The sequence below is a fragment of the Litorerythrobacter xanthomarinus genome (genome assembly GCF_046254955.1).
GTDB lineage: Bacteria > Pseudomonadota > Alphaproteobacteria > Sphingomonadales > Sphingomonadaceae > Qipengyuania_C.
On the sequence record NZ_JBJXRG010000001.1, the window covers coordinates 837,716 to 861,816 of the forward strand.

At 60.9% G+C, this 24,101-nt stretch carries 24 protein-coding genes; 10 read left to right on the forward strand and 14 right to left on the reverse strand.

All coding sequences use genetic code 11. From position 1 onward, the window contains the following. Positions 1–21: 21 nt before the first annotated feature. The 8 genes from ACEWMW_RS04325 to ACEWMW_RS04360 all read right to left on the reverse strand — a co-directional run bounded on the left by ACEWMW_RS04325 (position 22) and on the right by ACEWMW_RS04360 (position 6,661). Positions 22–561 carry a demethoxyubiquinone hydroxylase family protein gene (locus tag ACEWMW_RS04325; protein ID WP_409412661.1) on the reverse strand — a complete coding sequence of 180 codons (540 nt, stop codon included), beginning with the start codon at positions 559–561 and terminating at the stop codon, positions 22–24. Then, entirely contained in the window at positions 558–1,031 is a 474-nt protein-coding gene (locus tag ACEWMW_RS04330; RefSeq protein ID WP_409412662.1) for a disulfide bond formation protein B, read from the reverse strand. The genes ACEWMW_RS04325 and ACEWMW_RS04330 overlap by 4 nt, the downstream gene beginning before the upstream one ends. 3 nt (positions 1,032–1,034) lie before the next feature. Then, complete coding sequence (locus tag ACEWMW_RS04335) at positions 1,035–2,372, reverse strand: S41 family peptidase (RefSeq protein WP_409412663.1); 1,338 nt, start codon at positions 2,370–2,372, stop codon at positions 1,035–1,037. A gap of 120 nt (positions 2,373–2,492) precedes the next feature. Continuing rightward, positions 2,493–3,626: a murein hydrolase activator EnvC family protein gene (locus ACEWMW_RS04340; protein ID WP_409412664.1), complete on the reverse strand. Its 1,134-nt coding sequence runs from the start codon at positions 3,624–3,626 to the stop codon at positions 2,493–2,495. A 97-nt stretch (positions 3,627–3,723) separates the two neighbouring features. Beyond that, positions 3,724–4,146 carry a 23S rRNA (pseudouridine(1915)-N(3))-methyltransferase RlmH gene (locus ACEWMW_RS04345; protein ID WP_409412665.1) on the reverse strand — a complete coding sequence of 141 codons (423 nt, stop codon included), beginning with the start codon at positions 4,144–4,146 and terminating at the stop codon, positions 3,724–3,726. Positions 4,147–4,210: 64 nt separating this feature from the next. After that, the gene (gene rsfS / locus ACEWMW_RS04350) at positions 4,211–4,633 is read right to left on the reverse strand and encodes a ribosome silencing factor (RefSeq protein WP_409412666.1); all 423 of its coding nucleotides are present in this window, start codon (positions 4,631–4,633) and stop codon (positions 4,211–4,213) included. Positions 4,634–4,693: 60 nt separating this feature from the next. Next, entirely contained in the window at positions 4,694–5,356 is a 663-nt protein-coding gene (locus tag ACEWMW_RS04355) for a nicotinate-nucleotide adenylyltransferase (RefSeq protein ID WP_409412667.1), read from the reverse strand. Positions 5,357–5,383: 27 nt separating this feature from the next. Further along, the gene (locus tag ACEWMW_RS04360; RefSeq protein ID WP_409412668.1) at positions 5,384–6,661 is read right to left on the reverse strand and encodes a glutamate-5-semialdehyde dehydrogenase; all 1,278 of its coding nucleotides are present in this window, start codon (positions 6,659–6,661) and stop codon (positions 5,384–5,386) included. 319 nt (positions 6,662–6,980) lie between these two features. Here ACEWMW_RS04360 and ACEWMW_RS04365 point away from each other — a divergent pair, with 319 nt between their 5' ends. Both ACEWMW_RS04365 and ACEWMW_RS04370 read left to right on the forward strand, forming a co-directional pair. Beyond that, the gene (locus ACEWMW_RS04365) at positions 6,981–8,066 is read left to right on the forward strand and encodes a M23 family metallopeptidase (RefSeq protein ID WP_409413604.1); all 1,086 of its coding nucleotides are present in this window, start codon (positions 6,981–6,983) and stop codon (positions 8,064–8,066) included. 4 nt (positions 8,067–8,070) lie between these two features. Then, complete coding sequence (locus ACEWMW_RS04370; protein WP_409412669.1) at positions 8,071–8,493, forward strand: bactofilin family protein; 423 nt, start codon at positions 8,071–8,073, stop codon at positions 8,491–8,493. 36 nt (positions 8,494–8,529) lie between these two features. Here the strand turns inward: ACEWMW_RS04370 and ACEWMW_RS04375 are convergent, their stop codons facing one another. From ACEWMW_RS04375 to ACEWMW_RS04385, 3 genes are all read right to left on the reverse strand, one after another. Beyond that, positions 8,530–9,252, reverse strand: a complete 723-nt coding sequence (locus tag ACEWMW_RS04375) for a cell cycle transcriptional regulator TrcR (RefSeq protein WP_409412670.1) — start codon at positions 9,250–9,252, stop codon at positions 8,530–8,532. A gap of 109 nt (positions 9,253–9,361) precedes the next feature. After that, positions 9,362–9,994, reverse strand: a complete 633-nt coding sequence (locus ACEWMW_RS04380; protein WP_409412671.1) for a glutathione S-transferase family protein — start codon at positions 9,992–9,994, stop codon at positions 9,362–9,364. Then, positions 9,987–10,973, reverse strand: coding sequence for an NAD(P)H-quinone oxidoreductase (locus tag ACEWMW_RS04385; RefSeq protein ID WP_409413605.1), 987 nt, complete (start codon positions 10,971–10,973; stop codon positions 9,987–9,989). Before ACEWMW_RS04385 ends, ACEWMW_RS04380 begins: the two co-directional genes overlap by 8 nt. A gap of 153 nt (positions 10,974–11,126) precedes the next feature. Here ACEWMW_RS04385 and ACEWMW_RS04390 point away from each other — a divergent pair, with 153 nt between their 5' ends. The 5 genes from ACEWMW_RS04390 (at position 11,127) to ACEWMW_RS04410 (ending at position 17,162) form a co-directional block, all read left to right on the forward strand. Further along, positions 11,127–11,330 carry a DUF1192 domain-containing protein gene (locus ACEWMW_RS04390; protein ID WP_409412672.1) on the forward strand — a complete coding sequence of 68 codons (204 nt, stop codon included), beginning with the start codon at positions 11,127–11,129 and terminating at the stop codon, positions 11,328–11,330. A 159-nt stretch (positions 11,331–11,489) separates the two neighbouring features. Continuing rightward, on the forward strand, positions 11,490–13,904 hold the full coding sequence (gene clpA / locus ACEWMW_RS04395) for an ATP-dependent Clp protease ATP-binding subunit ClpA (protein WP_409412673.1): 2,415 nt from the start codon (positions 11,490–11,492) through the stop codon (positions 13,902–13,904). Positions 13,905–13,974: 70 nt separating this feature from the next. Continuing rightward, entirely contained in the window at positions 13,975–15,006 is a 1,032-nt protein-coding gene (locus ACEWMW_RS04400) for a ligase-associated DNA damage response exonuclease (RefSeq protein ID WP_409412674.1), read from the forward strand. A 3-nt stretch (positions 15,007–15,009) separates the two neighbouring features. Further along, on the forward strand, positions 15,010–16,602 hold the full coding sequence (locus tag ACEWMW_RS04405) for a cisplatin damage response ATP-dependent DNA ligase (RefSeq protein ID WP_409412675.1): 1,593 nt from the start codon (positions 15,010–15,012) through the stop codon (positions 16,600–16,602). 47 nt (positions 16,603–16,649) lie between these two features. Beyond that, complete coding sequence (locus tag ACEWMW_RS04410; protein WP_409412676.1) at positions 16,650–17,162, forward strand: DUF1993 family protein; 513 nt, start codon at positions 16,650–16,652, stop codon at positions 17,160–17,162. Between the two features lie 3 nt (positions 17,163–17,165). Here ACEWMW_RS04410 and ACEWMW_RS04415 read toward each other — a convergent pair whose 3' ends face one another. The 3 genes from ACEWMW_RS04415 to ACEWMW_RS04425 form a co-directional block, all read right to left on the reverse strand. Continuing rightward, positions 17,166–17,738, reverse strand: coding sequence for a gamma carbonic anhydrase family protein (locus ACEWMW_RS04415; protein ID WP_409412677.1), 573 nt, complete (start codon positions 17,736–17,738; stop codon positions 17,166–17,168). A 1-nt stretch (position 17,739) separates the two neighbouring features. After that, positions 17,740–18,735 carry a porphobilinogen synthase gene (hemB, locus tag ACEWMW_RS04420; protein WP_409412678.1) on the reverse strand — a complete coding sequence of 332 codons (996 nt, stop codon included), beginning with the start codon at positions 18,733–18,735 and terminating at the stop codon, positions 17,740–17,742. Between the two features lie 63 nt (positions 18,736–18,798). Continuing rightward, positions 18,799–20,145 (reverse strand): M23 family metallopeptidase, encoded by a 1,347-nt coding sequence (locus tag ACEWMW_RS04425; RefSeq protein ID WP_409412679.1) that lies wholly within the window; start codon positions 20,143–20,145, stop codon positions 18,799–18,801. Between the two features lie 482 nt (positions 20,146–20,627). Here ACEWMW_RS04425 and ACEWMW_RS04430 point away from each other — a divergent pair, with 482 nt between their 5' ends. The 3 genes from ACEWMW_RS04430 to fdxA are packed head-to-tail and all read left to right on the forward strand — an operon-like array spanning position 20,628 to position 23,793. Beyond that, complete coding sequence (locus ACEWMW_RS04430) at positions 20,628–23,147, forward strand: helicase-related protein (RefSeq protein WP_409412680.1); 2,520 nt, start codon at positions 20,628–20,630, stop codon at positions 23,145–23,147. Next, positions 23,147–23,458: an RNA-binding S4 domain-containing protein gene (locus ACEWMW_RS04435; RefSeq protein ID WP_409412681.1), complete on the forward strand. Its 312-nt coding sequence runs from the start codon at positions 23,147–23,149 to the stop codon at positions 23,456–23,458. The genes ACEWMW_RS04430 and ACEWMW_RS04435 overlap by 1 nt, the downstream gene beginning before the upstream one ends. After that, on the forward strand, positions 23,455–23,793 hold the full coding sequence (gene fdxA, locus ACEWMW_RS04440) for a ferredoxin FdxA (RefSeq protein ID WP_409412682.1): 339 nt from the start codon (positions 23,455–23,457) through the stop codon (positions 23,791–23,793). Before ACEWMW_RS04435 ends, fdxA begins: the two co-directional genes overlap by 4 nt. The last annotated feature ends 308 nt before the right edge of the window (positions 23,794–24,101 follow it).

The following is a 24,101-nucleotide window of genomic DNA, read 5'->3' on the forward strand; positions in this document are numbered from 1 at the left end:
CAGGAAAACATCGCAGCCGGTCTAGATACGTTCGGCCAGTTTGATCGCCGCGCGGCAACCCAGTCTTATCGCTCCGGAGAGCAGCGGATAGGCCGGGGCCTTTTCTGCCCCTGCGGCAATCGCAGCATCGCGGTGTTCGCGCTCGTCTTCGCGAAACTCGGCAATCATCCCGGCGAGCTCCGGATCATCGCCGGCACTCTCGAGCTCGTCGAGTTGCTCCGAATAATGCCGGTCGATCTCTTCCTCGACCGCCGCGGTACAAGCCATTGCTGCCTCTGGCCCGAGCAATGCCGTGCCCGCTCCAAGCGCATACCCGGCCACCGACCAGAAAGGCTGGAGGATAGTGGGGCGCACGCCGCGTTCGGCCATCAGCGCATCGAAACGCTCACGGTGGCCCTCTTCCTGACGCGCCATTTCGGCGATTTCGCCCGAATGCGGCCCGCGCGTGCCCATCACGGCAAGTTGGCCCTCGTATATGCGCGTCGCCCCGAACTCACCGGCCTGGTCGACCCGGATCATGCGTTCGCGTGAGGTGCGTTTTGCTTGCAATTTAGCGGTCATGGACGCCCTTTTGCCAGAAGGGCGAGAATTGCCAAGCCCGCCAGGGTGGAGATCACGAAATTCCACGCCGCCAGCGACAGTCCAAGGAAACTCCAGGGAATCTCGTCGCAGCGAACAATTGGTGCATTGAGGATTGCTTCCAGCGCATTGCCCTCGGTTGCAGAAACAACAGTCGCGCAACCGGTCAGGCCTTCCCACCAACCCTGCTCAACGCCTGCATGAAATGCACCGATCGCGCCCGAAACCAGGATTGCGAGTGCGGCGAGCGCGGTCCAGACGCGCTTCGGTTCAATGAAACTTGCGAGTAATGCCAGGCCAATCGCGGCATAATGCGGATAGCGCTGCCACATGCACATTTCGCAGGGATAGAGGCCGAATCCGTATTGGGAGATCAGCGCCCCTCCCAAGAGCAGGGCGGGTACGGCAAGCGCGACCTGGCGCGCCAGCCTCGTCGAATTATCAGGCGCCATCAATCAATCGCGTAAAGCGAGTGCATTGGGCGATGTGCGGCGAAGCGTATCAAGCGCGTAGTGCAGCTGGAAATCGTCGATCCCCTGCTCCTCAAGCTGTTCGGCGGTAAGCTGAAAGCGCGGATCGTCGCGCTTGTCCTTCTCCATCGCTTCGTCGTCGATTGCAGCCTCATTGACCAGATGCCCGCGCAAGTCGGATTCGCGGAGTTCGTACTTGGCGCGCAGGGCAAGATCCGGATCGGACAATTGCGGCACGGCGATATCGGGCTTGATCCCGCCCTCCTGCAATGAATGGCCCGAAGGTGTGAAATAACGCGCCGTCGTCAGCTTGACGGCTGCACCGCGGCCGAGTGGGTAGATCGATTGCACGCTTCCCTTGCCGAAGCTGCGCTGGCCCATGATCACTGCACGGCGATGATCCTGCAGCGCACCGGCAACAATTTCAGAGGCCGAAGCACTGCCGACATCGATTAAGACAATCATCGGAACCTGCGCTGCGATATCGCCGCGATACACCGTCTCAGCGTTCCAAACGTAGGTACTGCCCCGGGCACGACCGCGCTCCGATAAAATCCGGCCCTTGTCGAGGAACAGGTCGGACAAGGCGACCGCTTCTTCGACTTGGCCGCCCGGATTCGAACGTAGGTCGAGCACGAGGCCATCCAGCCGCCCGCTCGCTTCCTTGCGCAACGATTCCCAGGCGGAGAACACATCGCTACCGACATCGCGCGAGAACTCGTTGACCGAGATAACCCCGATATTGCCGTCGTGCAGCTTGTGAGTGACCGGCTCGAGCTCGATGACGCCTCGCGTGACCCGCAGTTCCAGCGGCTCGTCGCGGCCCGAACGAAAAATCGTCAGATTGATTGCCGTACCAGCCGGCCCACGCATTTGCGCAACCGCATCGTCGATATCGCCGCCATAGAGCAGCTTCCCATCGATATGCGTGATGTAGTCTCCGGCCTTGATTCCCGCATCTTCCGCAGGACTTCCCCGGAACGGCGAAATAACTCTCACCGCGCCGTCGTCCATGACAACGGAAAGGCCGAGGCCAGAATAATTGCCATCAATCACACTCTGCAGGCGCTGGAAATCGCTGCCGACCGCATAGCTCGAGTGCGGGTCTAGCGCGCCGAGCATGCCGTTGATCGCACCGCGAATCAGCACCTCGTCATCGACCTTCTCGACGTAATTGTCCTTAACCAGCTCGTAGACGGCCAGGAAGCGCGAGAATTCGGGTCCAGCCTTCGCATCCACTGCGGCATATCCGGCAGTCGTTGCCGGGATGACGGCCACAGCACTGACCAGCGCCGCCGCTCGAAGGAAATTTGCAATAGCCATCGGTTCTTTCCTGCTTGCCCGGAACCCTTGATTCACGCCCATCCTATCGCGCCTTGTCAATGAACGCCAGATTGCGCAGAATGCCCGTGTCGAAACGGGAATTTCGGCCAAGTGCCGAACTTAACCGACGAGCGATAAAGGATTGACCGGCGTACCGGCGCGTCGCAGCTCGAGCGTAACGCGCGGGTTTCGAGCCGGGGCCACGCCTATCGGCGCCCCTCCGACCACTTTTGCACCTACCCGCGCATCGGCGCGCGCCATTCCGGTCACGAGGCTGGTCCAGCCATTGGAATGCTCGATGATGACGATATGGCGATAGCCGCGATACGGCCCGGCAAAGGCAATACGCCCATCTGCGGGAGCGACCACGATGGCCGATGCGCGCGGTGCGAGCAGCAGGTCAGTGCGGCGCGGTCCGTTGTCGGTTCGCTCGCCGAAGCCTGCCAGCGTCCGCCCGGTGACGGGCAATCGGTAGCTCGGGGGGGAAGCGTTTGTTCCGGGCGACGGAGCGCTCGGCGCGGCAACGCGCGACGCACCGGGACGAGATGGTCGCAAGACCGGTCCGGGCAATGCTGCAAGCGAGCGACGAAGTTCGCCGGCGCGGTCGATTTCGCCGACCAGTGCGTCAAGATCTCGCGCCTGTTCCGCCAGGGCAAAGGCGCGCTCATTCTCGCGCCGCGCTGCCGCAGACGCCTGGCGCGATGCCATTCGCTGGCTCGCTTCCAGCGCGGACATTTGGCGCTTGCGTTCTGCGAGCTGCCGTTCGGTTTGCTCGAGTTCGCCAAGCGCCGATTGCGCCGCGCTTGCCAGCTCGCGGCTCTGTTGGAGTTCGGTGCGAAGCGAACGGGTCCGCTCCTCCACCTGCGGCACGGTCGTCGCCAACATGGCCCGAAGGTAAACTGCATCCTTGAGCGAGCCGGAGCGCAAAGCAGAAAGCGCCATGGGGCGGCGAGAAAGGCGCTGCAGGGCAGCCGTCAGCTGCATCAAGGGGGCACGCTTCTCCGCCAGCCCCAAGTCGATAGCGGCCTGCTGGTCCTGGATCAGCGCGAGGCGCGCTTCGGTCGCCGTGATCGCGGCTTCGGATTGCTGGATACGTGCCGCCAAAGCGGCTCCATCGCGCTGCGCCTTCTCGGCACTTTCCTCCGCGAGTCGGGCCTGTTCTTCCAATGTCTCAGCGCGCATGTCGGCCGCACGCAGGTCGGCTTCGGCTCGGTTCAGTGCCGAGCGCGCATCGGCCGGACTGGCGGAGCTCAAGGGGCCCTGCGCTTCGATCTCAACCGGAAAAAGGGCGATAGCGCCTAATGCAAAAAGTGCTCCGAATGCCGATATTCCTATGAGCCTGCGCATTGCCCTACCCTGCCCGATGATAGGGATGGCCGGCAAGGATGCTGGTTGCGCGGTAAAGCTGTTCCATCAACATCGCGCGGGCCAGAAGGTGGGGCCAGGTGGCGGCTCCAAATGAAAGGAGCATGTCGGCTTCGGATCGTTCAGCGTCCGAATGTCCATCGGCAGCGCCGAGGATAAAGCGGGTTTCGCGCACGCCGCCATCGCGCCAGCGTTCGAGGTAGTCGGCAAGTTGTTGGCTCGAAAGCGCCTGGCCGCGCTCATCAAGCAAGACGGTCCTGAGTGGAGGCTGCGGACCAGGGATCTTCCCGCCTTTCTCAGGTAGTTCGGTGAGCTTTGTTTGCCAAGTCATGCGCTTTGCGTAGCGCTCCACCAGCTCGGCTTCGGGCGAACGGCCGATCTTTCCGCGAGCGATGACGTGCAGCAGCATGCGGGCGCATCTAGACGGTTTCGGTGCCCGCCGAAAGCGTCGACATCTTATGCCCGGCTTGCTTTCAGGCGGATCCGGCTACAGGGGGCGCATCGCCGAAGGCCCACATGCGTTCCAGATTATAGAAGCTGCGCACTTCCGGCCGGAACAGGTGGACGACGACATCGCCGGCGTCGATCAGGACCCAGTCTGCTGCAGGCAAGCCTTCGAGCCGGACCGGACCGTAACCGGCCTGCTTGATCTTCTCAGCCAGTTTCTGCGCGATCGAGGCGACCTGCCGCGTTGAGCGGCCCGAAGCGACAACCATGTGATCGGCAATACTCGATTTGCCCTCAAGAGGGATCGAAACGACTTCCTGCGCCTGATCGTCATCGAGCTGGCCGAGAACCAGCGCGTGCAGCGCCTCGGAGGTCTTTGCGTTATCCACGCCGGCAAGCGGGGTGGGTTGCGATGCGGCAGATGCCGCGGGGGTTTGCGCCTGATTCATAGGCGGGGTGCATGCTCCTGAAATATGGAAATGATTGTGCTGGCGGGATTGGACCGACTGTCACGCGGGCTGAGCCCCCGCAGAACCGATCAATCGATGTGTCAGCTGGTCACGTACTGCGCCGTCGGCGAAGCGGTCTGCCCAATTGGGGTCGGCGCGGCGGATTGCCGTGGCCGATCGGGGATCGGGATCGAAACGCAAATTCACCAGGCTCGGCGCACTCCATTCGCCCCGGTTCCTGAATGTGGCCGCAGACACGTTATAGCGCCTGAACCATGCCGACGCGGGGCTTGCATCAGCATGCGCATCATATCCGGGCCTTGCGATCACCGCAATCGGCATTGTGCGCGCAATCCCACGCCAGTCTTTCCAGCGGTGAAATTGCAACAGATTGTCCGATCCCATGAGCCAAACGAACTCGCGCTTGGGGTAGCGCCGTCGCAATGCGCGCAAGGTGTCGATGGTATAAGGCGAGCCAAATTCGCGCTCGATGGCAGTCACGCGAATCGGGGCACGGCGCGCCATTGCCTGCGCGGCCTTCATGCGTGCCACAAGCGGTGCCATGCCCGCTTTGGGCTTTAGCGGATTGCCCGGTGAAACCAGCCACCAGACCTCATCGAGTCCCAGCGCATCGAGCACGAATAACGAAATCCGGCGATGGCCGCCATGTGCTGGGTTGAAGCTCCCGCCTAGCAGGCCGATGCGGTTAGAAGATTGTGTCAATGGAACCAGTTTGGAGAGAACGCAGCCTCAAGGCCTGATCTGCCCGGTGCCGCGCACCTGCCATTTGTAGGTTGTGAGCCCCTCAAGCGCGACCGGTCCTCGCGCGTGCAGCCTCCCCGTTGCAATGCCGATTTCCGCCCCGAGGCCAAACTCCCCTCCGTCGGCAAACTGGGTCGACGCATTATGCATCACGATGGCAGAATCGACTTCTGCGAGGAATCGGGCGGCAGCATCTTCGTCCTCGGTCACAATTGCATCGGTGTGATGCGAGCCATTCCGCTCGATATGGCTGATTGCCTCATCGATACCGTCAACAATCGCTACCGACAGGATCGTATCGAGATACTCGGTGGTCCAGTCTTCGGCCGAAGCGGGCTGGATGCGGGCATCGAGCGCACGCGCACGTCCATCGCCGCGTAATTCACAACCAGCCTGGGCCAATGCCGTCACGACGTCAGGAGAGGACCCGAAGCCAGCATCGATTAGCAGGGTTTCCATGGCGCCGCAGATCCCTGTGCGCCGCATCTTCGCATTGAGCGCTATTTCGCGGGCCTTCTTGGGGTCGGCACCGGAATGGATGTAGGTGTGGCAGAGCCCGTCGAGGTGCGCGAGGACGGGCACGCGCGCATCGTTTTGCACGCGCTCGACCAGGCTGCGGCCTCCGCGTGGAATGATCATGTCGATCAGCCCTGCAGCAGATAACATGGCACCCACGGCCTCGCGATCCTGGGTCGGCATCAGCTGGACGACTTCAGCCGGGACCCCCGCCCGCGACAGCCCGGCAACAAGAGCAGCGTGTATAGCGCGGTTGGAATACACCGCTTCGCTTCCACCCCGCAGGAGAACCGCATTGCCTGCCCGCACGCACAGCGCTGCAGCATCCGCCGTGACATTGGGACGACTTTCGTAGATAATCCCGATAAGGCCGATCGGAATGCGCACGCGCGACATCACGAGGCCATTGGGCTGCTCAACGGTGTCGATTACGTCACCGACCGGGTCGTGCAAGCCCGCTACAGCTTCGATTGCGACAGCCACACCTTCCAGCCGTTCGCCATCAAGCAAGAGCCGGTCCAGCATGGCGCCGCTCAAGCCACGCTCCTTTCCATTCGCGAGGTCCACGGCGTTCGCGGCAAGAATCGTTTCCGATTGCGCTCGAAGCTCCTTCGCAGCCTCAAGGAGGGCCTGCGCCCTGTCCACATCGCTCAGCCTCGCCAGTGCGCGCTGCGCTTGCCTGCCAGCAACGGCGAGCGAGCCAACAAGCTCCGTAAAGTTGCTTTCTAGATGGGGGTCCGCTTCAGCCATGGAAAACCGCCTAGCATCATGACGTCAAGCTGTCAGTGGGAGAAAATTCGACGTTCGTAACTAGCGATTCTGCGATTCGTTCCCTCTGTTGTTAGAAAATTGCGCAGGTTCCGTTCAATTCGTCGCGCGCGCCTTTCGACTCGTCCCCTTTACCATTCTCTGACAATCGACCTTTAACCATCGCCTTGTTAGCGCTCACGTACGGGAAAAATAGAACCGACACCAACGGGACGGGTAAGGGGTCGTATTGCTAAAAAAGGCATCTGAAAGCGGATTGGCAGCGCGTGTGCGTGGCTGGTTTCCTGAGCGCGAGTTCATCATGCGCTCTCAAGGACAAGTGCGCTTCATCAAGATATCATCGAGATTGCAAAAGCGCGCTGCCGCGCTGACTGCCTTTGCGCTCCTGGCTTGGGCAGTGACGATGGCTGGCATGGCCTGGACACAATACCGCGCCGGAGCCGATCGCTATTCGCTGCTCGCCCGCGAAGCCAGCGTCGCCACAGCGGAAGAGCGCGTTGCCGCCTATCGCGACAATCTCGACGCCGTCGCAAGCGACCTCGAGCAGCGGCAGGACTTCATCGAAACGATGGTCGATGCATTGCCGGAAGACGCCAAGGCGGGAGAAACCGTTACCGATTCGACCGGTGAGGCCTCAGAGATGGTCGACAAGGTCAGCTCTTCGATCCCCGAAGCCGTCGCACTTGCCCAGATTGAGGCGCGCCAGCTGGCATTTGTCGAGCGGCTCACCCGCTACGCCGACCGCCGCGCCGACCGTACCGCTAAAGCCATTCGCAAACTGGGCCTTGATCCTGATGCCATGATGCGGACGGCGGAACGGGAAGCCATGGGTGGTCCGTTCGAGAAACTTGCGACCCGCCATGATGGCTCGGTCGACCCACGCTTCGAACGCCTGGGACTGAGCCTCGCCCGGATGGCCGCGCTCGAGCGTGGGCTTGAAGGTATTCCGCAGGTCCAGCCGGCTCAGATTGGGCAGATTTCTTCAGGCTTCGGCTACCGCCGTGATCCATTCACTCGCCGCGCCGCCATGCACCGCGGACTGGACTTCAAGGGACCGCGCGGCACGCCGATCGTTGCAGCCGCCAAAGGCACAGTCACATTTGCCGGCTGGAGAAGCGGCTACGGCAAAGTAGTCGAAATCAGCCATGGCAACGGCATCGTCACCCGTTACGCGCATATGTCGAAGTTCAATGCGCAACGCGGACAGGTCGTCGAAGCAGGCGACCAGATCGGCGCGCTAGGCAGCACCGGCCGTTCCACCGGCCCGCACCTCCATTTCGAGCTGCGCATCAACAATCGTGCGGTTAACCCGCGCCCCTTCCTGGAGAGTGCACCCGATGTTCTCAAAGAAGCCCGCGGAATCCCCGCGACCGAGCGGAGTATCTGAATCCATGGCAGCCAATCACCACGGCAACTCAACCTTTTCCGTCATCGGTTCCGATGTCACGATCAAGGGCGATGTCAGCGCATCGGCCGATCTTCATATTGACGGCACGATCGAAGGCGACATTGCCTGCACCTCTGTGGTGCAAGGTGAAAGCAGCAAGGTGATCGGCGCGATCGAATCCGAGACCGCTCGCCTTTCCGGGTCGGTCAATGGCTCGATCAACGTTCGCGAGCTGGTGATCCTCAAGACCGCCAAGATCGAAGGCGATGTGCACTACGATGCGCTAACCATCGAACAGGGTGCGCAGGTCGAAGGCCGCTTCGCCAATCGCAAGCCCAAACAGCCCAAGGCTTCGCAGCCAGCCCCCAATGCTGGCAAGGATGCGAAGGGCGACGAAGGCGAACCGAAGCTCACCCTCGCCGGTTGATTCTGAAATTCTGGAACAGGTAAGCGCGCGAACCGCCTAAGCGGTCTCGCCGTTTTCCTGTGATTCTTCGGCGCGCTTGTTCTCAAGCCACGCTTCCGCCTCAGCTTCTTGGGCAGCCTCTGCAGCAGCCTTCTCGTTGGCATCGCGTTCGGCGCGCAGTTCGGCAATCAGCCGGTCGCGATCCGACCCGCCGGCGACGCTTTCGACTGCTGCCGGCGCCTCTTCGGTAAGGCCTGCCTTCTTGGCAGCCTTCGCTACGACCGCATCAAGTTCTCGCTGTGAGCACAAGCCCAGCGTCACCGGATCCTTCGGCTGGATGTTCTGGATATTCCAGTGTGTACGCTCACGGATTGCGGTGATTGTATTGCGCGTCGTCCCGATCAGCTTCGAGATCTGCGCGTCCGAAATCTCGGGATGGTTGCGCAGCAACCAAGCGATCCCGTCGGGCTTGTCCTGCCGCTTGGAAACCGGCGTATAGCGAGGGCCCTTGGTCCGGGTCACTTCGACCGGAGCCTTCTGCATGACGAGGTCATACTCCGCGTCGGCTTCGCCCCGGGCGATTTCGTCCAGCGTCAGCTCGCCCGCGTGGACCGGATCGCGGCCGGTATATTTGCTGCCCGCCAGGTCGTCGGCCATGGCCTGCACTTCGAGAATGTGAATGCCGCAAAATTCTGCAATCTGCTCGAAAGAAAGACCCGTATTGTCGACCAGCCAAGTGGCAGTCGCATGCGGCATCAGCGGGGTGGGTTGGTTGGCCATGGAGCTTCGTCCTGAAATCTGGAATGCGGTCTGAAAATAGAAGGGCCGCCCCTTTCGGAGCGGCCGTTGCGAGATGATCTAGGTCATCGCAGCGCCGCGCGCAAGCGATTCAATCCATCGCGATGTAGCCGGGCATGGCCGAAACGCGGGCAAGCCAAAGTCCGATGTTGGGATAATCGCCCAGCCCGAACCCGCCCTCCTCGGCGACATGGGTATAAGCGTAGAGCGCAATATCGGCGAGCGAGATGCCATCGCCGACAAACCATTCCCGCTCCGAAAGATGCTTGTCCATCAGCGCCAGCGCGTCGCAGCCAGCGATGCGTTTGGGCATGATCTGGGACTTCTGCTGTTCGGACAGATTCGCTTCGCCGACGAAACGCAACCAGAAACGCAGCGTCGCAACATTGGGCTCGTGATTGTACTGTTCAAAGAACATCCAGCGCAGCATGTCTGCGCGAGTGAAGCGATCTTGCGAGACGAGCTGCGAGCCGTCGGCGAGATAGAAGCACGCGGCGTTGCTTTCCGGCAGAAAGCGTGTTGCTGCGCCATCGCTCTCAATCTGCAGCACCGGGATACGGCCATTGGGATTCACATCAGCAAGGAACTCGGCAGTGCGAGTATCTCCCGCCATGATGTCATATTGCCTGAGCTCGATCAGCTGTCCCAGCAAAGCCGCGGTCAGCTTGATCTTGTAGCAATTGCCGCTGCGCCGGTCTTCGTGGAGGGTATAACGCTCAGTCACCCGCCACCTCCAGCACGATCTTCCCGATGTGATCGCCCGCCTCCATCCGCGCGTGGGCGGCGCTGACTTCGGCCAGCGGGAAAGTCTGGTCCATCACGGGGAGAATCTCGCCCTTTTCGATCAAGGGCCAGGCGACTTGCGCGATCTCATCCGCCAGCGCCGCCTTGAACGCATCGGAACGAGGACGCAAAGTCGAGCCGGTCAAAGTGTAGCGACGGCTCATCACCACCGCCATGTTGATCTCAGCCTGCATGCCGCCAAGCACTGCAATCGTGACGTGGCGGCCGCTTTCGGCCATGCACTTGAGGTTGCGCGCGACGTAATCGCCCGAGACCATGTCGAGCACGACTTCAACGCCCTTGCCTGCAGTGATCTTGCCGACTTCCTCAACGAAATCCTGGCGTTTGTAGTTGATCGCATGATCGGCGCCAACTTCGCGCGCTGCTTCGCATTTTGCGTCATCGCCGCAGGTGACAATCACATCGAGGCCGAATGCCTTGGCGAGCATGATGGCCATCGTCCCGATCCCGGAAGTACCGCCATGCACCAGCAGCGTCTCTCCATCGGCTGCCAAGCCGCGCTCAAAAACATTGTGCCACACGGTGAAAAGCGTTTCCGGCAGCGCCGCCGCTTCGGCCATCGACAGGCCTGAAGGTACCGGCAGGCAGTGGCGGAAATGGGCGAGACAATATTCGGCATAACCTCCGCCCGAAACCAACGCGCAGACCCTTTGCCCCATCAGCGCCTGCGGCGAGCCATCACCCAGCGCAATGACTTCGCCAGAAACTTCCAGTCCCGGGATCGGCGAAGCACCGGGAGGCGGCGGGTAGAAGCCTTGCCGCTGGATAACATCGGGCCGGTTGACCCCCGCATGGCTCACGCGGATCAAGACCTGGTCGGTGCCGGGTTCAGGGATAGCGAGCTCTTCCGCGCGGAAAACATCGGGTCCGCCGGGCTCGTCAAAACCCATCGCAGTCATTGTCTTGGTCAAGGTCTCGGCTGTATCCACCTGCGTATGGCTCCTAAGGTTGGCCGTCTTTTGTGGCTCGGGAGCGACATTTGCCCCATAATTCCCATCGATTAGCCCTCCCTCCCATTGACAGCAAGCGCCCCGCGTGGCGATCTTGCGTCTATGGACGACGACCTTCCCCGTCCGAAAGGCGATGCTGCCAGTAAATTGGCGGGAGAAGATCTGTCGCCCTACTCGGTGGACGAACTGGACGAACGCGTGGCAATGCTTAAGGCGGAGATTGCGCGGGTCGAGGCTCACAGGGACAAATCAGCGGCGCATCGCGCTGCTGCCGATGCACTATTTGGCAGGAAATCGAGCTCATGACGTCGTGCCGCCTCTCGAAAACCCGCGGCGGCATCCCATATTACGGTGAGGTTGGCGAAGCGAAAACATCGCAGCCGCTTACACTTTCAACCTCTCACGCCGTCCGGCGCAAAGAGATTATTCATACCTTCAGCCCTATGATCGGGACGAGACCAGACCATGCCTAGTTTTGCGCAAAACCTCGAGAAAACGCTCCACGCTGCCCTCGCAGATGCAGCCGAGCGGCGGCATGAATATGCCACGCTTGAGCATTTGCTGCTTGCCCTCACCGATGACGAGGATGCCGCCCAGGTGATGGGTGCTTGCGGGGTGGACCTCGCTGAATTGGCCGAGGCTGTGAAGCAGTACTTGGCGCAAGAATATCAATCACTTAAGACCGATGAAGAGGCCGATCCACAGCCAACCGCCGGATTCCAGCGCGTCATCCAGCGCGCGATCCTGCATGTCCAATCTTCAGGCAAAGACACCGTGACCGGTGCCAATGTGCTCGTGGCATTGTTCTCCGAGCGCGATTCCTATGCGGTCTACTTCCTCCAGCAGCAGGATATGAGCCGACTCGATGCGGTGAGCTTCATCAGCCACGGCATTGGCAAGGGCGGCCGCCAACTCGAAAGCCGTTCGCCGCAGGGTGCAGAGGAGGCCCAGCAAGGCGACGAGAAGCAGGGCGAAGCAGGCGGGAAAAAAGAGACCGCGCTCGACCAGTTTACGGTCAATCTCAATGCCAAGGCGCAGGCCGGCAAGGTCGATCCGCTGATCGGCCGCGGGCCGGAAGTGGATCGTACAATCCAGATTCTGTGCCGCCGCTCGAAGAACAATCCGCTCTATGTCGGCGATCCGGGTGTGGGCAAGACCGCAATAGCCGAGGGTCTGGCGCGCAAGATTGTCGAAGGCGATGTGCCGGAAGTGCTGACCGATGCGGTCATCTATTCGCTCGACATGGGCGCACTGCTAGCAGGAACGCGCTATCGCGGCGATTTCGAGGAACGCCTCAAGCAGGTCGTATCCGAACTTGAGAAGATGCCGGATGCCGTTCTTTTCATTGATGAAATCCACACCGTGATCGGTGCGGGAGCGACCAGCGGGGGCGCCATGGATGCTTCCAACCTGCTGAAGCCCGCGCTTTCCGGCGGGACGATCCGCTGCATTGGCTCGACCACTTACAAGGAATTTCGCAACCACTTCGAAAAGGATCGCGCGCTGCTGCGGCGGTTCCAGAAGATCGATATCGTCGAACCGACAATCGAGGACACGATCAAGATCCTAAAGGGCCTGCGCTCGGCTTTCGAAGAGCACCACAAGGTCAAGTACACACCCGACGCGATCAAGACCGCGGTTGAATTGTCGAGCCGCTACATCAATGACCGCAAGCTGCCCGACAAGGCGATCGACGTGATCGACGAGGTGGGCGCGATGCAAATGCTGGTGCCGCCCAGCCGTCGCCGCAAGAAGATCACTTCCAAGGAAATCGAGGCAGTGATCGCGACCATGGCGCGAATCCCACCCAAATCGGTCAGCAAAGACGACAAAAAGGCGCTCGAGAAGCTCGACCGCGACCTGAAGCACGTTGTTTTCGGCCAGGACGAGGCAATTCACCGTCTGGCGACCGCCATGAAGCTGTCGCGCGCGGGCCTACGCGATCCGGACAAGCCGATCGGCTCGTTCCTGTTCTCGGGCCCCACCGGTGTCGGCAAGACCGAAGTGGCGCGCCAACTTGCTTCAATCATGGGAATCGAACTCAAGCGCTTCGACATGTCTGAATATATGGAGCGCCACAGCGTTTCGCGCCTTATCGGCGCCCCTCCGGGCTATGTTGGTTACGATCAGGGCGGACTTTTAACCGATGCGGTTGATCAGAACCCGCATTGTGTGCTGCTACTCGACGAAATCGAGAAAGCCCACCCGGACCTGTTCAATATCCTGCTCCAGGTTATGGATAATGGCCGCCTGACCGATCATCACGGCAAGACGGTCGATTTCCGCAACGTGGTGCTGATCATGACTACCAATGCCGGCGCAGCGCAGATGGCGACGCAAGGCATCGGCTTTGGCGACGTGTCGAAGGAAGATGCGGGTGAAGAGGCCGTGAAGAAGATGTTCACGCCCGAATTCCGCAACCGGCTCGATGCCATCGTGCCTTTCGCTTATCTCGGGAAGAGCACCGTTGCCCGCGTGGTCGACAAGTTCATCCTCGAGCTCGAGCTCCAGCTGGCTGACCAGAACGTTCATATCCAGTTCGACAGCGATGCGCGCAAATGGCTGGCCGATAAAGGCTATGACAAGCTCTACGGCGCACGTCCGATGGGCCGATTGCTGCAGGAGAAGATCAAGCAACCGCTCGCTGAGGAGCTTTTGTTCGGCAAGCTCGTCGATGGCGGCGAGGTTCACGTCAGCGTGAAGGACGGCAAACCGGCGTTCGAGCTAACGCCCGCTCCGCCCAAGGCAAAGGCCAAGCGCAAGCCTCCGGCCAAGAAGAAGCCGACCGCAAAGAAGGCCGCACCCAAGAAGGCATCTCCGAAATCTGCCCCTGAGTCAGATGCGGGTGAAACCACGGGCAGCAAAGACAGCAAAAGCTAGCGGCTGAGGCTATGAGATTGATTTGGGGTGCGGGCGGGAAAGCTTCGCGCCCCTTTTCGTTGGGTAGGATATGCCTGCGCCGTTTTCCTGGATAAAACCCGAAGCACATGGGATCTATGTCGCGCCAGCGGATTGCTGGGTCGACCCCTCACAAGCGGTTGACAAGGCGCTTGTCACCCATGGGCATGCCGATCATGCTCGCGGCGGTCATGGCGAGACGGTCGCCACACCTGAAACGCTCGCCATTATGGAACTGCGGTATCGCACCGGCGCGCAGGATGACGCCGGGCAGATCCCGCACAAGGCTGCGACGGTCGAATACGGCGAGACCATACGCCTCAAAGGCGGGGTCGATGCCACGTATATTCCTGCCGGCCATGTACTCGGTAGTGCGCAGATCCTGCTTGAGCATGCCGGCGAGCGCGTGATCGTGACCGGCGATTACAAACGCCGCGCCGACCCGACCTGCCCGCCATTCGAAGTCACGCCCTGCGATATCTTCATAACCGAAGCGACGTTCGGCCTCCCGCTGTTCGCCCATCCGCCAATCGCGGACGAAATGGCCAAGCTGCTGGCGCGCCTTGCAGCGCATCCTGATCGCTGCATGCTGATCGGCGCCTACGCCCTGGGAAAAGCGCAGCGGGTGATCACCGAACTTCGCGCAGCCGGGCATCATGATCCGATCTATCTGCATGGCGCACTGGAGAGAATGTGCCGGCTCTATGAAGAGCACGGCGTGGACCTTGGCGGACTGCGACTCGTCTCAGATCATTCCAAGGACGATATGCGCGGGTCTATCGTCATTTGCCCGCCATCTGCCCTCAATGACCGGTGGTCTCGCCGCCTGCCCGAACCAGTTACCGCCATGGCGAGCGGGTGGATGCGCGTGCGCCAGCGTGCCCGCCAACGCAATGTAGAGCTGCCGCTGGTAATCTCGGACCATGCCGACTGGAATGAACTGACTCGCACGATCGAGGAGGTCGACGCGGCAGAAAACTGGATCACCCATGGCCGCGAAGACGCGTTGCTGCGCTGGTGCCAACTCCATCAGCGCCGCGCCCGCGCGCTCGCACTGGTCGGCTATGATGATGAGGATGATTGAGGCGTGGAGGAGTTCGCCGCCCTCATCGATGCGCTGGTCTACACCCGTAGCCGCAACGAGAAGCTACGGCTGATCGCGGAGTATCTGCGCGGCATGCCTGATCCCGATCGCGGATGGGCCATGGCAGCGCTCACTGGCGGGCTTGATTTCCCTGCGGTGAAGAGCTCGACCATCCGCAACTTGATGCATGAGCGGATCGACCCGGTGCTATGGAGTCTAAGCCGCGATTTCGTCGGCGATACGGCAGAAACCGCCAGCCTGTTATGGCCCGCACCCGATGCCCCCCCTTCACCGCCAAGCGTGTCCGATGCGGTCGAAGCCCTACAGGGCATGACGCGAAGCACAGTCATGTCCGAGCTTCCGCAGCTGCTTGACCGGCTCGACGCAAGTGGTCGCTATGCGCTGATCAAGATGGCGACCGGCGCGATGCGGATCGGGATTTCCGCCCGCCTGGCAAAGACCGCGTTTGCACAAGCTTTCGAAGTCTCGGTCGATCTGGTGGAGGAGTATTGGCACGCGCTCAGCGCTCCTTATGCCGAATTGTTCGCCTGGGCGGCAGATGGGTCCGATCCACCCGATGTCGACAATATGCCCACCTTCCGCCCCTTCATGCTGGCACATCCGTTGGAGCACACAGTGGTCGATCTCGCAGACTACGCCGCCGAATGGAAATGGGACGGTATCCGTGTGCAGCTGGTGCGCGCAGGAAGCGAGACACGGCTTTATTCACGCTCAGGCGATGACATTTCACACAGCTTTCCGGAATTGCTCGATGCTCTGCCAATGGACGGCGTGCTCGATGGAGAGCTTCTTGTGCGCGGTTCGGCGCAGGGAGGTGAAACAGGCGGGGCGGCCAGCTTCAATGCCCTGCAACAGCGCCTTGGCCGCAAGACCGTGTCGAAGAAGATGCGCACTGAATCTCCCGCTTTCGTGAGGCTCTACGATCTTCTGATCCTCGAAGGAGAGGATTTGCGCGAGCGGGCCTGGTCGCAGCGGCGCGAGCGGCTCGAAGCGCTAATGCCGCGTTTGCCGGAGAGCCACTTCGACCTCAGCGCGATCGTAGAAGCGCGCGATTTCGCCCATCTGGCGCAGATTCGCGAAGGTGCCCGCGAAGATGCGATCGAAGGGCTTATGCTCAAGCGCAAGGAGAGCGCATATGTCGCGGGACGTAAGACGGGGCTCTGGTACAAATGGAAGCGTGATCCGCTGCTGATCGACTGCGTGTTGATGTATGCTCAGCGCGGCTCGGGAAAGCGCAGTTCGTTCTATTCCGATTACACGTTCGGCTGTTGGGATGGCGATCCCGATCAAGGGGCAGACCTGCTGCCTGTCGGCAAGGCGTATTCCGGGTTCACCGATGAGGAACTCAAAAAACTCGACAGGCATGTGCGGCAAAATACCGTCAATCGTTTCGGGCCCGTACGCGAGACTGACAAGAGCTTGGTCTTCGAAGTCGCTTTCGATTCGGTGCATGAAAGCAAGCGTCACAAATCGGGCCTTGCCATGCGTTTTCCGCGCATCCACCGAATTCGCTGGGACAAGCCGCCGCACGAGGCGGACCGGATAGTAGCACTTCAGTCGCTTATTAGGGATTGACGGGTGATGCACTGCCATTAAGTTGCAAATCGCAACTGGAGAATTTTATGACCCTCAAGGACACAATCGTAAGCGTTCATCGCAATATGCTCGGCACCCTCGACGGCCTTCTGGCCAAGGCGGAAGGCGACCCGCGCGGTGACGCGTTGCTAGCATCACGCCTTGCCGATGATATGCACCCGTTGGCAACGCAGGTGCGCTTTCTATGCAACATGCCGGGCGAAGCGATGGCCCGCCTGATCGGTATCGAGTTTACGTCATCGGACGATGATCCTGCGACGCTGTCCGATGCGCGAAAGCGGGTTACAGCGACACTTGGCCATATCGAAGAATGGTCTCGGCAGGATTTCCTGGCCGAAGATACAGCGGTCGATCTCAGCCTGCCCAATGGTATGGCTTTCGACCTGACGGCAGCTGAGTATGTGCGCGATTGGGCAGTCCCGCAGTATTATTTCCACGCCGCCACTACCTATGCGATCCTGCGCAAGGAGGGGCTGGAGATCGGCAAGGCGGATTTTGTTGGCTACATGTTTGGCTACCTGCGGCAGCCTGCCGCGTAGAAGCTAGCTTTTCTGCACATTGCCGATCGCTGCTGCATGATGCTTCGCATTCTCGGTGTAATGCACCACGCCCATGCGCATCCCCGCAACGGCTCCATCGGTCAGATCTTTGAGCTTCTTGGCCGGACGGCCTGCCCATAGCTCGCGTTCGCCCATGACCTTACCTTCGGTGAGCATTGCTCCCGCAGCAAGCATTGCGTCGCTCGCTATCACGGCTTTGTTCATGGCAATGGCGCCCAGCCCGACAAAGCCGCGATGATGGATCGTGCAGCCGTGGACCATCGCCATATGTCCGATCAGGACATCGTCACCGATCACAAGCGGCGATCCGTCCTCATCGCCGGGGCGGGGCGGATCGCAATGAAGGATGCTGCCATCCTGCACGTTGGAGCGCTCGCCAATGCGGATCGTGAAAACATCGGCGCGCAGAACGCAATTGTACCAGATCGAACTCTCGGCCCCGATCTCGACATCGCCGATGATCGTGCAGCCGGGCGCGATGAAGGCGCTTTCGTGAATTTTCGGAGTCTTTCCGTGGATCGGGATAATGTTCACACCGGGGCGTTCAATCGTCATTTCAGGCTCCCAGGAGCTTCGCCGCTAGCGGCGCATGATAGGTGAGGATGCCGCTGCATCCGGCGCGCTTGAATGCCAGCAGCTTTTCCAGCAGCAGCGCATCGCGATCACCCACGCCTTCGCGCGCTCCAATCTCGATCAGCGCATATTCGCCGCTTACCTGGTAAGCGAACACCGGCACGCCGAAGCGCTCTTTGACCCGCCAGATCACGTCGAGATAGGCGAGGCCGGGCTTCACCATCACGCTGTCGGCGCCTTCGGCAATGTCCATTTCGACTTCCCGCAGCGCCTCGTCACCATTGGCCGGGTCCATCTGGTAGCTTTTCTTGTCGCCTTTCAGCAGCCCGCCCGAGCCGACTGCATCGCGGAACGGGCCGTAGAAGGCACTCGCATATTTCGCGGCGTAACTCATGATTTGCACATTGGCATGGCCGTCGCGTTCCAGCGCATTCCGGATCGCGCCGATACGGCCATCCATCATGTCTGACGGTGCAATGATATCGGCACCGGCGACAGCCTGGTTGATTGCTTGGCCAACAAGCACCTCTACCGTCGCATCATTGACCACGTAGCCGGCGCCATCGAGCAATCCGTCTTGCCCATGACTGGTATAGGGATCGAGCGCGACGTCGGTCAGCACGCCGATGTCTTCTCCGCAGGCATCCTTGATCGCCCTGATGGCGCGGCACATCAAGTTATCGGGATTGAGTGCTTCCTTGCCATCCTCGGAGCGCTTGTCGCTTTCGGTATTGGGGAACAAAGCAATGCAAGGAATACCCAGCCCTACCGCTTCTTTCGCCCGCTCGACAATCCCATCGACCGACCAGCGCGAAACACCTGGTAGCGAACCGATCGGCTGCTCGACGTCCGTTCCCGCAGTCACGAACAGCGGCCAGATCAGATCCTGCGGCGTCATCACGGTTTCCCGGTGGAGCGAGCGGCTCCAGCCGGAAGCCCGCGTACGGCGCAAGCGAGTTGATGGGTATTGACCAGTCATTGCGCGGCCTGTTGCCGCAATCTGGCCGATTCCGCAATCATACTGGAGATGTGTGCCGCCGCGTCAGCCAATTCGGCGGGGCTGTTCCGCGCGTTCGATCTCTCGTTTGGGTGCCGCTTGCTCTTCCGGCCTGAGTTCGAGATCGTCCAATGCGGCACCCGGCTCAACATTACGAATTGCTTTCAGGGCCTCGCGGAACTCGGCGAGTTCGTTTCCGCTCAACGTCGCGCGGGTGACGAATTTGACATTGCGCGGGTTAATCGCGCGTCCTCCGCGATACATTTCGTAATGCAGGTGCGGGCCGGTCGAGAGCCCGGTCGAGCCGACGTAGCCGATAACCTGTCCGCGCCTGACCGATTGCCCGCGCCGAACGGCGATGCGGCTCATATGGCAATAGCGCGTCTGCAGTCCGCCCTCATGGTTGAGGCGCACGGCATTGCCGCAGCCGCCCATCCGGCCTGCGCCGGAAACTCGGCCATCGGTCGCCGCCACGATCGGGGTACCATGACGCGCCCGGAAATCGATCCCCGAGTGCATCCGGCGATAGCCAAGTACTGGATGGCGCCGCATACCATAATTCGAAGTTATGCGGCCGGGTACCGGGGCAACAAGGCCTCCGCGCGCTTCGCCTACGCCATTCGCTTCGAAGAAGTTCCCGTCCTTGCCCCAGCGCATCAGCTGGGTCCGCGGCGCGCTTCCGCGATCAATACCGGCATAGATCAATTTCCCAGCCTGCCGCTCACCAGTCGCTGCGCGGCGATATGCCACAATCATGTCGAAAGTGTCGTTGGCGCCGATATCCCGGTTTACGTCAATCTGGTCTCCCAGTGCGCGAAGGTATTCTTGGACCACCTTGGCTGGAGCTCCGGCAGCACGTGCCGAACGATAAAGGCTGTCGCCAACCGGCCCGCGAATGCGAAGCGGAGTATCATCAACCCGGATCGGTACGCGCCGGAGCGCCAGGTTCCCACCTTGCCTCTCGACCTCGAGTTCCAGATCGAAGCGGGCGCGGAAACTCAGCGAATCGAGCGGACGCGGCGCGCCAGCCTCTTCGCGGCGCCCAAGGGTAATCTGCAGCTGCGTCCCCTTTTCGATTTCGGCCAGCGGTATCGAACGCTGGACCAGATCCTCGATACGCGAGGCATCTCCTGAAGAGACGCCGGCGCGGCGAAGGACCGAAATCAGCGAATCGCCCGTAGGAAGGCTGGCGATCAGCTCAAGCTGCGGCCTTTCCGGCGCCGCGGCGAGAGGTACTACTGCCGCAGTTGCGCCCATTTGCCGCCCGCTATCGCCGCCCAGCGCCAGCGGCATGATCATCTGGCTGCGATACTCGTCGCGCGCATCACGGTCTATGTGAACAGCGGGAGCCGCTTCGAGCGGGGCAAAGTTAGGCCAGAACGCCAGAGCCACAGCACTTAAGCCCACAAGTGTTCCCAACCCGCGAAACCAGCTTCGGCTACCGATGTCCTGCGCCAGGTCAGGGGCTAGATCCGTCTTGTCGAAGAAATGGGCAATCGAGCCGCGGAGTTTCTCGGCGCGTTCGCTTGCCCAGGCACCTATCTGCCTGGGCAGAGGCCTGGTTGACTCAGCCTCTGGCGGCGCGCCCAATTTACGCGCAGCACTATTATCCTCGCATCGCGGCAAGGCAGACTCGCTATCGCCCGAAAGATCTCGATCCTGCGGCGTGTACAACGCCCCCTCCGTTTGCGCCCCGTCTATGGTCGCTCGAACCCTTGGCCCGGCGACCGGTTCGCTGCTGTTGCCTCAAAGCTGTGGGAGAGCAAAGTAAATCTGCGTTTAACCCGCGATGAAACGAGTCAAATCAGCGACAAGCTGTTGAATCACTGCGACGAACGGTTGAAGCATTGGTGCATGCCTGTCACCTTCACTGGGTGGACGCAGGCACCATCAAGGCCGTTTTAGGGCCGACCAATACCGGGAAGACGCATCTCGCGATCGAACGCATGTGCGGTCATTCCAGCGGCGTCATGGGCTTTCCGCTCCGGTTGCTGGCCCGTGAAGTCTATGACCGGATCGTCGCGATCAAGGGCGAGAGGCAAGTCGCGCTCATCACCGGCGAGGAACGGATCGAGCCGCCAGATGCGCGCTATTTCTGCTGTACTGCAGAAGCAATGCCGAGGCTGGGAGGTGATGCAGCCTTTGTCGCTGTCGACGAGGCGCAGCTCGGCGCAAATTTCGAGCGCGGTCACATATTTACCGATCGCCTGCTCAACGCGCGTGGACGCGAGGAGACCCTGATCCTTGGGTCGGCGACACTAGCCCCGCTGGTGCGCCAGCTGGTTCCGAGCGCGACGGTCGAGGATCGGCCGCGCTTCTCGACATTGACCCATGCCGGGCCTGCCAAGCTTTCGCGTCTTCCGCCGCGCAGCGCGATAGTCGCCTTCAGCACCGAGCAGGTCTACGTGATGGCCGAAATGCTCAGGCGCTTTCGAGGCGGTGCCGCAGTGGTGATGGGCGCGCTTTCACCAGAAACCCGTAACAAACAGGTTGAGTTGTTCCAAAACGGTGAAGTTGACTACATTGTCGCCACCGATGCGATCGGTATGGGACTTAATCTCGATATCGACCATGTCGCTTTCGGCGCGCTCAGCAAGTTCGACGGCAGGCGCAAGCGCAGGCTGGAGCCAGCCGAAATGGCGCAGATCGCGGGCAGGGCGGGGCGACACCAGCGTGATGGTAGTTTCGGCGTCCTTGCTGGCGGAAAGGGTCCTGCGCTCGAGTTTACCGCCGAAGAGGTCTACGCGATAGAGGAGCACCGCTTTGCACCGCTGACGAAGCTCTTCTGGCGCGAGCCCGAGCCGCGCTTCGATTCGCTTGAAGTCCTGGTTGCTGACCTCGAAGCGCCTCCCGAAGACCAGGCCCTCTCTCTCGCGCCTGAAGCCATCGATCTTGCCGTGCTCAAACGATTGTCAGAAGAGTCCTTGGCCGAAGACATTCGCGGGGCCGCGCAGGTGCGCCGCTTCTGGGAGGCCTGCTGCCTGCCTGACTTCCGCCAGCTGGGCATAGAGGCGCATGCCCGCTTCGTAACCCGGCTGTGGCAAGATCTGCGGCACGATTATCTTGGCGCGGATTATGTCGCCGCGCGCATCTCCGAGCTCGACAATGTCCAGGGGGATATCGACACATTGCAAGGCAGGATCGCGGCGATCCGGAGCTGGGCCTATGTTTGCCAGCGCCCCGACTGGGTACTAGCACGTGACGAAATGGCAGCGCGCGCGCGGGCTGTCGAAGCGCGGCTCTCCGATGCCCTTCATGCGCGACTGACCGAACGCTTCGTCAGTCGCCGTACAGCGATTCTGCTGCGATCGATGGGGCAGGATGGGGCTATGCTTCCAGTGAGTCTAACCGAAGATGGCGCGGTGCTGGTCGAAGACGAATCCATCGGAATTCTGCGCGGCTTTCGCTTTGACGCCGATCCAAGCGCCAATCACCAAGATCGCAAGATGCTGCTCGCAGCAGGGGAGAGAGCGATGCCGAAACTACTGGGTGAGCGAGCGGCATCCTTGGTCCGGGACGGCTTTGAAATGGTTGAGATTGAGAATGGCGCCTTGTGCTGGGAGGGTGATATCCTTGCGAGGCTGGACTCCACCGGACCCATATTTCCGCCTCGGCTTGTCGCCGGTAAGGCGTTGGACAGCGTTCCGGCCAACCAGCGCAGCGAACTTCTCGAAGCCTTGGGCAAGTGGCTCGATGCGAAACTGGCTCCGCTCGAACCGCTCGCCAATATCGAAGCTGCCACTCGTGATCCAGCTGGCGGGAGCGAGGCGAGGGCGCTGCTGCTCAAATTGCTCGCCGGACAAGGCTATGTAGCACGCAAGTCGGCAGGACTCGAACACCTGCCAAAGGAGCTGCGTCCCTATCTGCGCAAGCTTGGCGTGCATTTCGGGGGCCTGGATATCTATGCCCCGGTACTTCTCAAGCCCGCAGCGCGGCAAATGTTGCGTGCCATAGGGCGCGACCGCCGGAGGCTAGAGCCTTCGATGCAGCCCGTAATCGATGGGAAGGGCAAGCTGCCTTCCGGTTACCGACCAGCAGGCGAACAGGCGATCCGCATCGATATTGCCGACAAGCTGATCCGGGCTGCGCATGAAAGCCGTGTTGCGCAAGTGAGTCCGGGGCAGCGAAAGTTTCGAGTTGACGAATCCCTGGCGATCTCGACCGGACTTACCTCGCGCAGCTTCGAACGATTGCTTGGTGCAGCAGGCTTCAAGGTAAACCATGCGCGAACACTGGGTGAAGGTGCACATGGACCGCCTGCACCACATATATGGAGCTGGCGACCCCACCACACGCCTGCGTCGAAGGGTCCGGCAAAGAGGGCCAGCCGCAAGCCGCAATTCGCGGCGCAGCCGGGCAATCCTTTTGCCGAGCTGCGGGGGCTGGTTAAATAATGCGCATCGACCGCGCGCTTTACTATCTCCGATTTTTCAAGAGCCGCGGACTGGCTCAGAGAATGTTGGGTGAAGGACATTCTCGCCTCAACGGACGGCGGATCGATCGCTGCAGCCAGGAGGTCGCATCGGGCGATGTTTTGACCTTTCCGATCGGCAAGGGAGTCCGGGTTATTGAAATTCTCACCTTGCCAAACCGCCGCGGACCTGCTGCGGAAGCGCACTCTCATTATAGAGCGCTTGACCCGGCGGCCAAAAGCGAATTAGCAGCCGGGGTAACGCAAGAGCCGGAAGGGGAAGAAGGCCCATGACCTACGTCGTCACCGACGCATGTATCAAATGCAAATACACAGACTGCGTCGAGGTCTGCCCGGTCGACTGCTTCTACGAAGGTGAGACGATGCTGGTCATCAACCCTTCCGAGTGCATCGATTGCGGTGTGTGCGAGCCGGAGTGCCCAGCCGAAGCGATTCTGCCTGATACCGAGGATGGGCTCGAAAAGCTGCTCGAGCTCAACACCAAGTATTCTGCAGAATGGCCGAACATCACAAGCCAGAAGGAACCGCCCGCCGACGCTGACGACTACAAGGGCATGGAAGGAAAAATGGAAAAGTTCTTCTCACCCGAACCTGGCGAAGGCGATTAGATAAGATTGGTGGATGCGGAAGTGTTTGTTTCCTTCCTCGGCGACATCAGCCTGCCCAAGAACAATCCGATTCCGTAACGTCAGCACCGCTGCAGGCTCCCTTTCGCTTTGCGACTCGCAATTTTGTTGCGATTGTGGTATATAATGCAACAATCGCACGGGCGTTTTGCCTGTGCCGGACTGGCTAAGCTGGAAGGGCAGGAGCACTAGCGACAGCTGAAAAGACCGTTTCGACCGGGCCTTGAAGCCCGGCCGCAGGCGGTTTTGACGCGCGCTAAGGCAGCACTTCCGACAAGGAAAGGTATAAC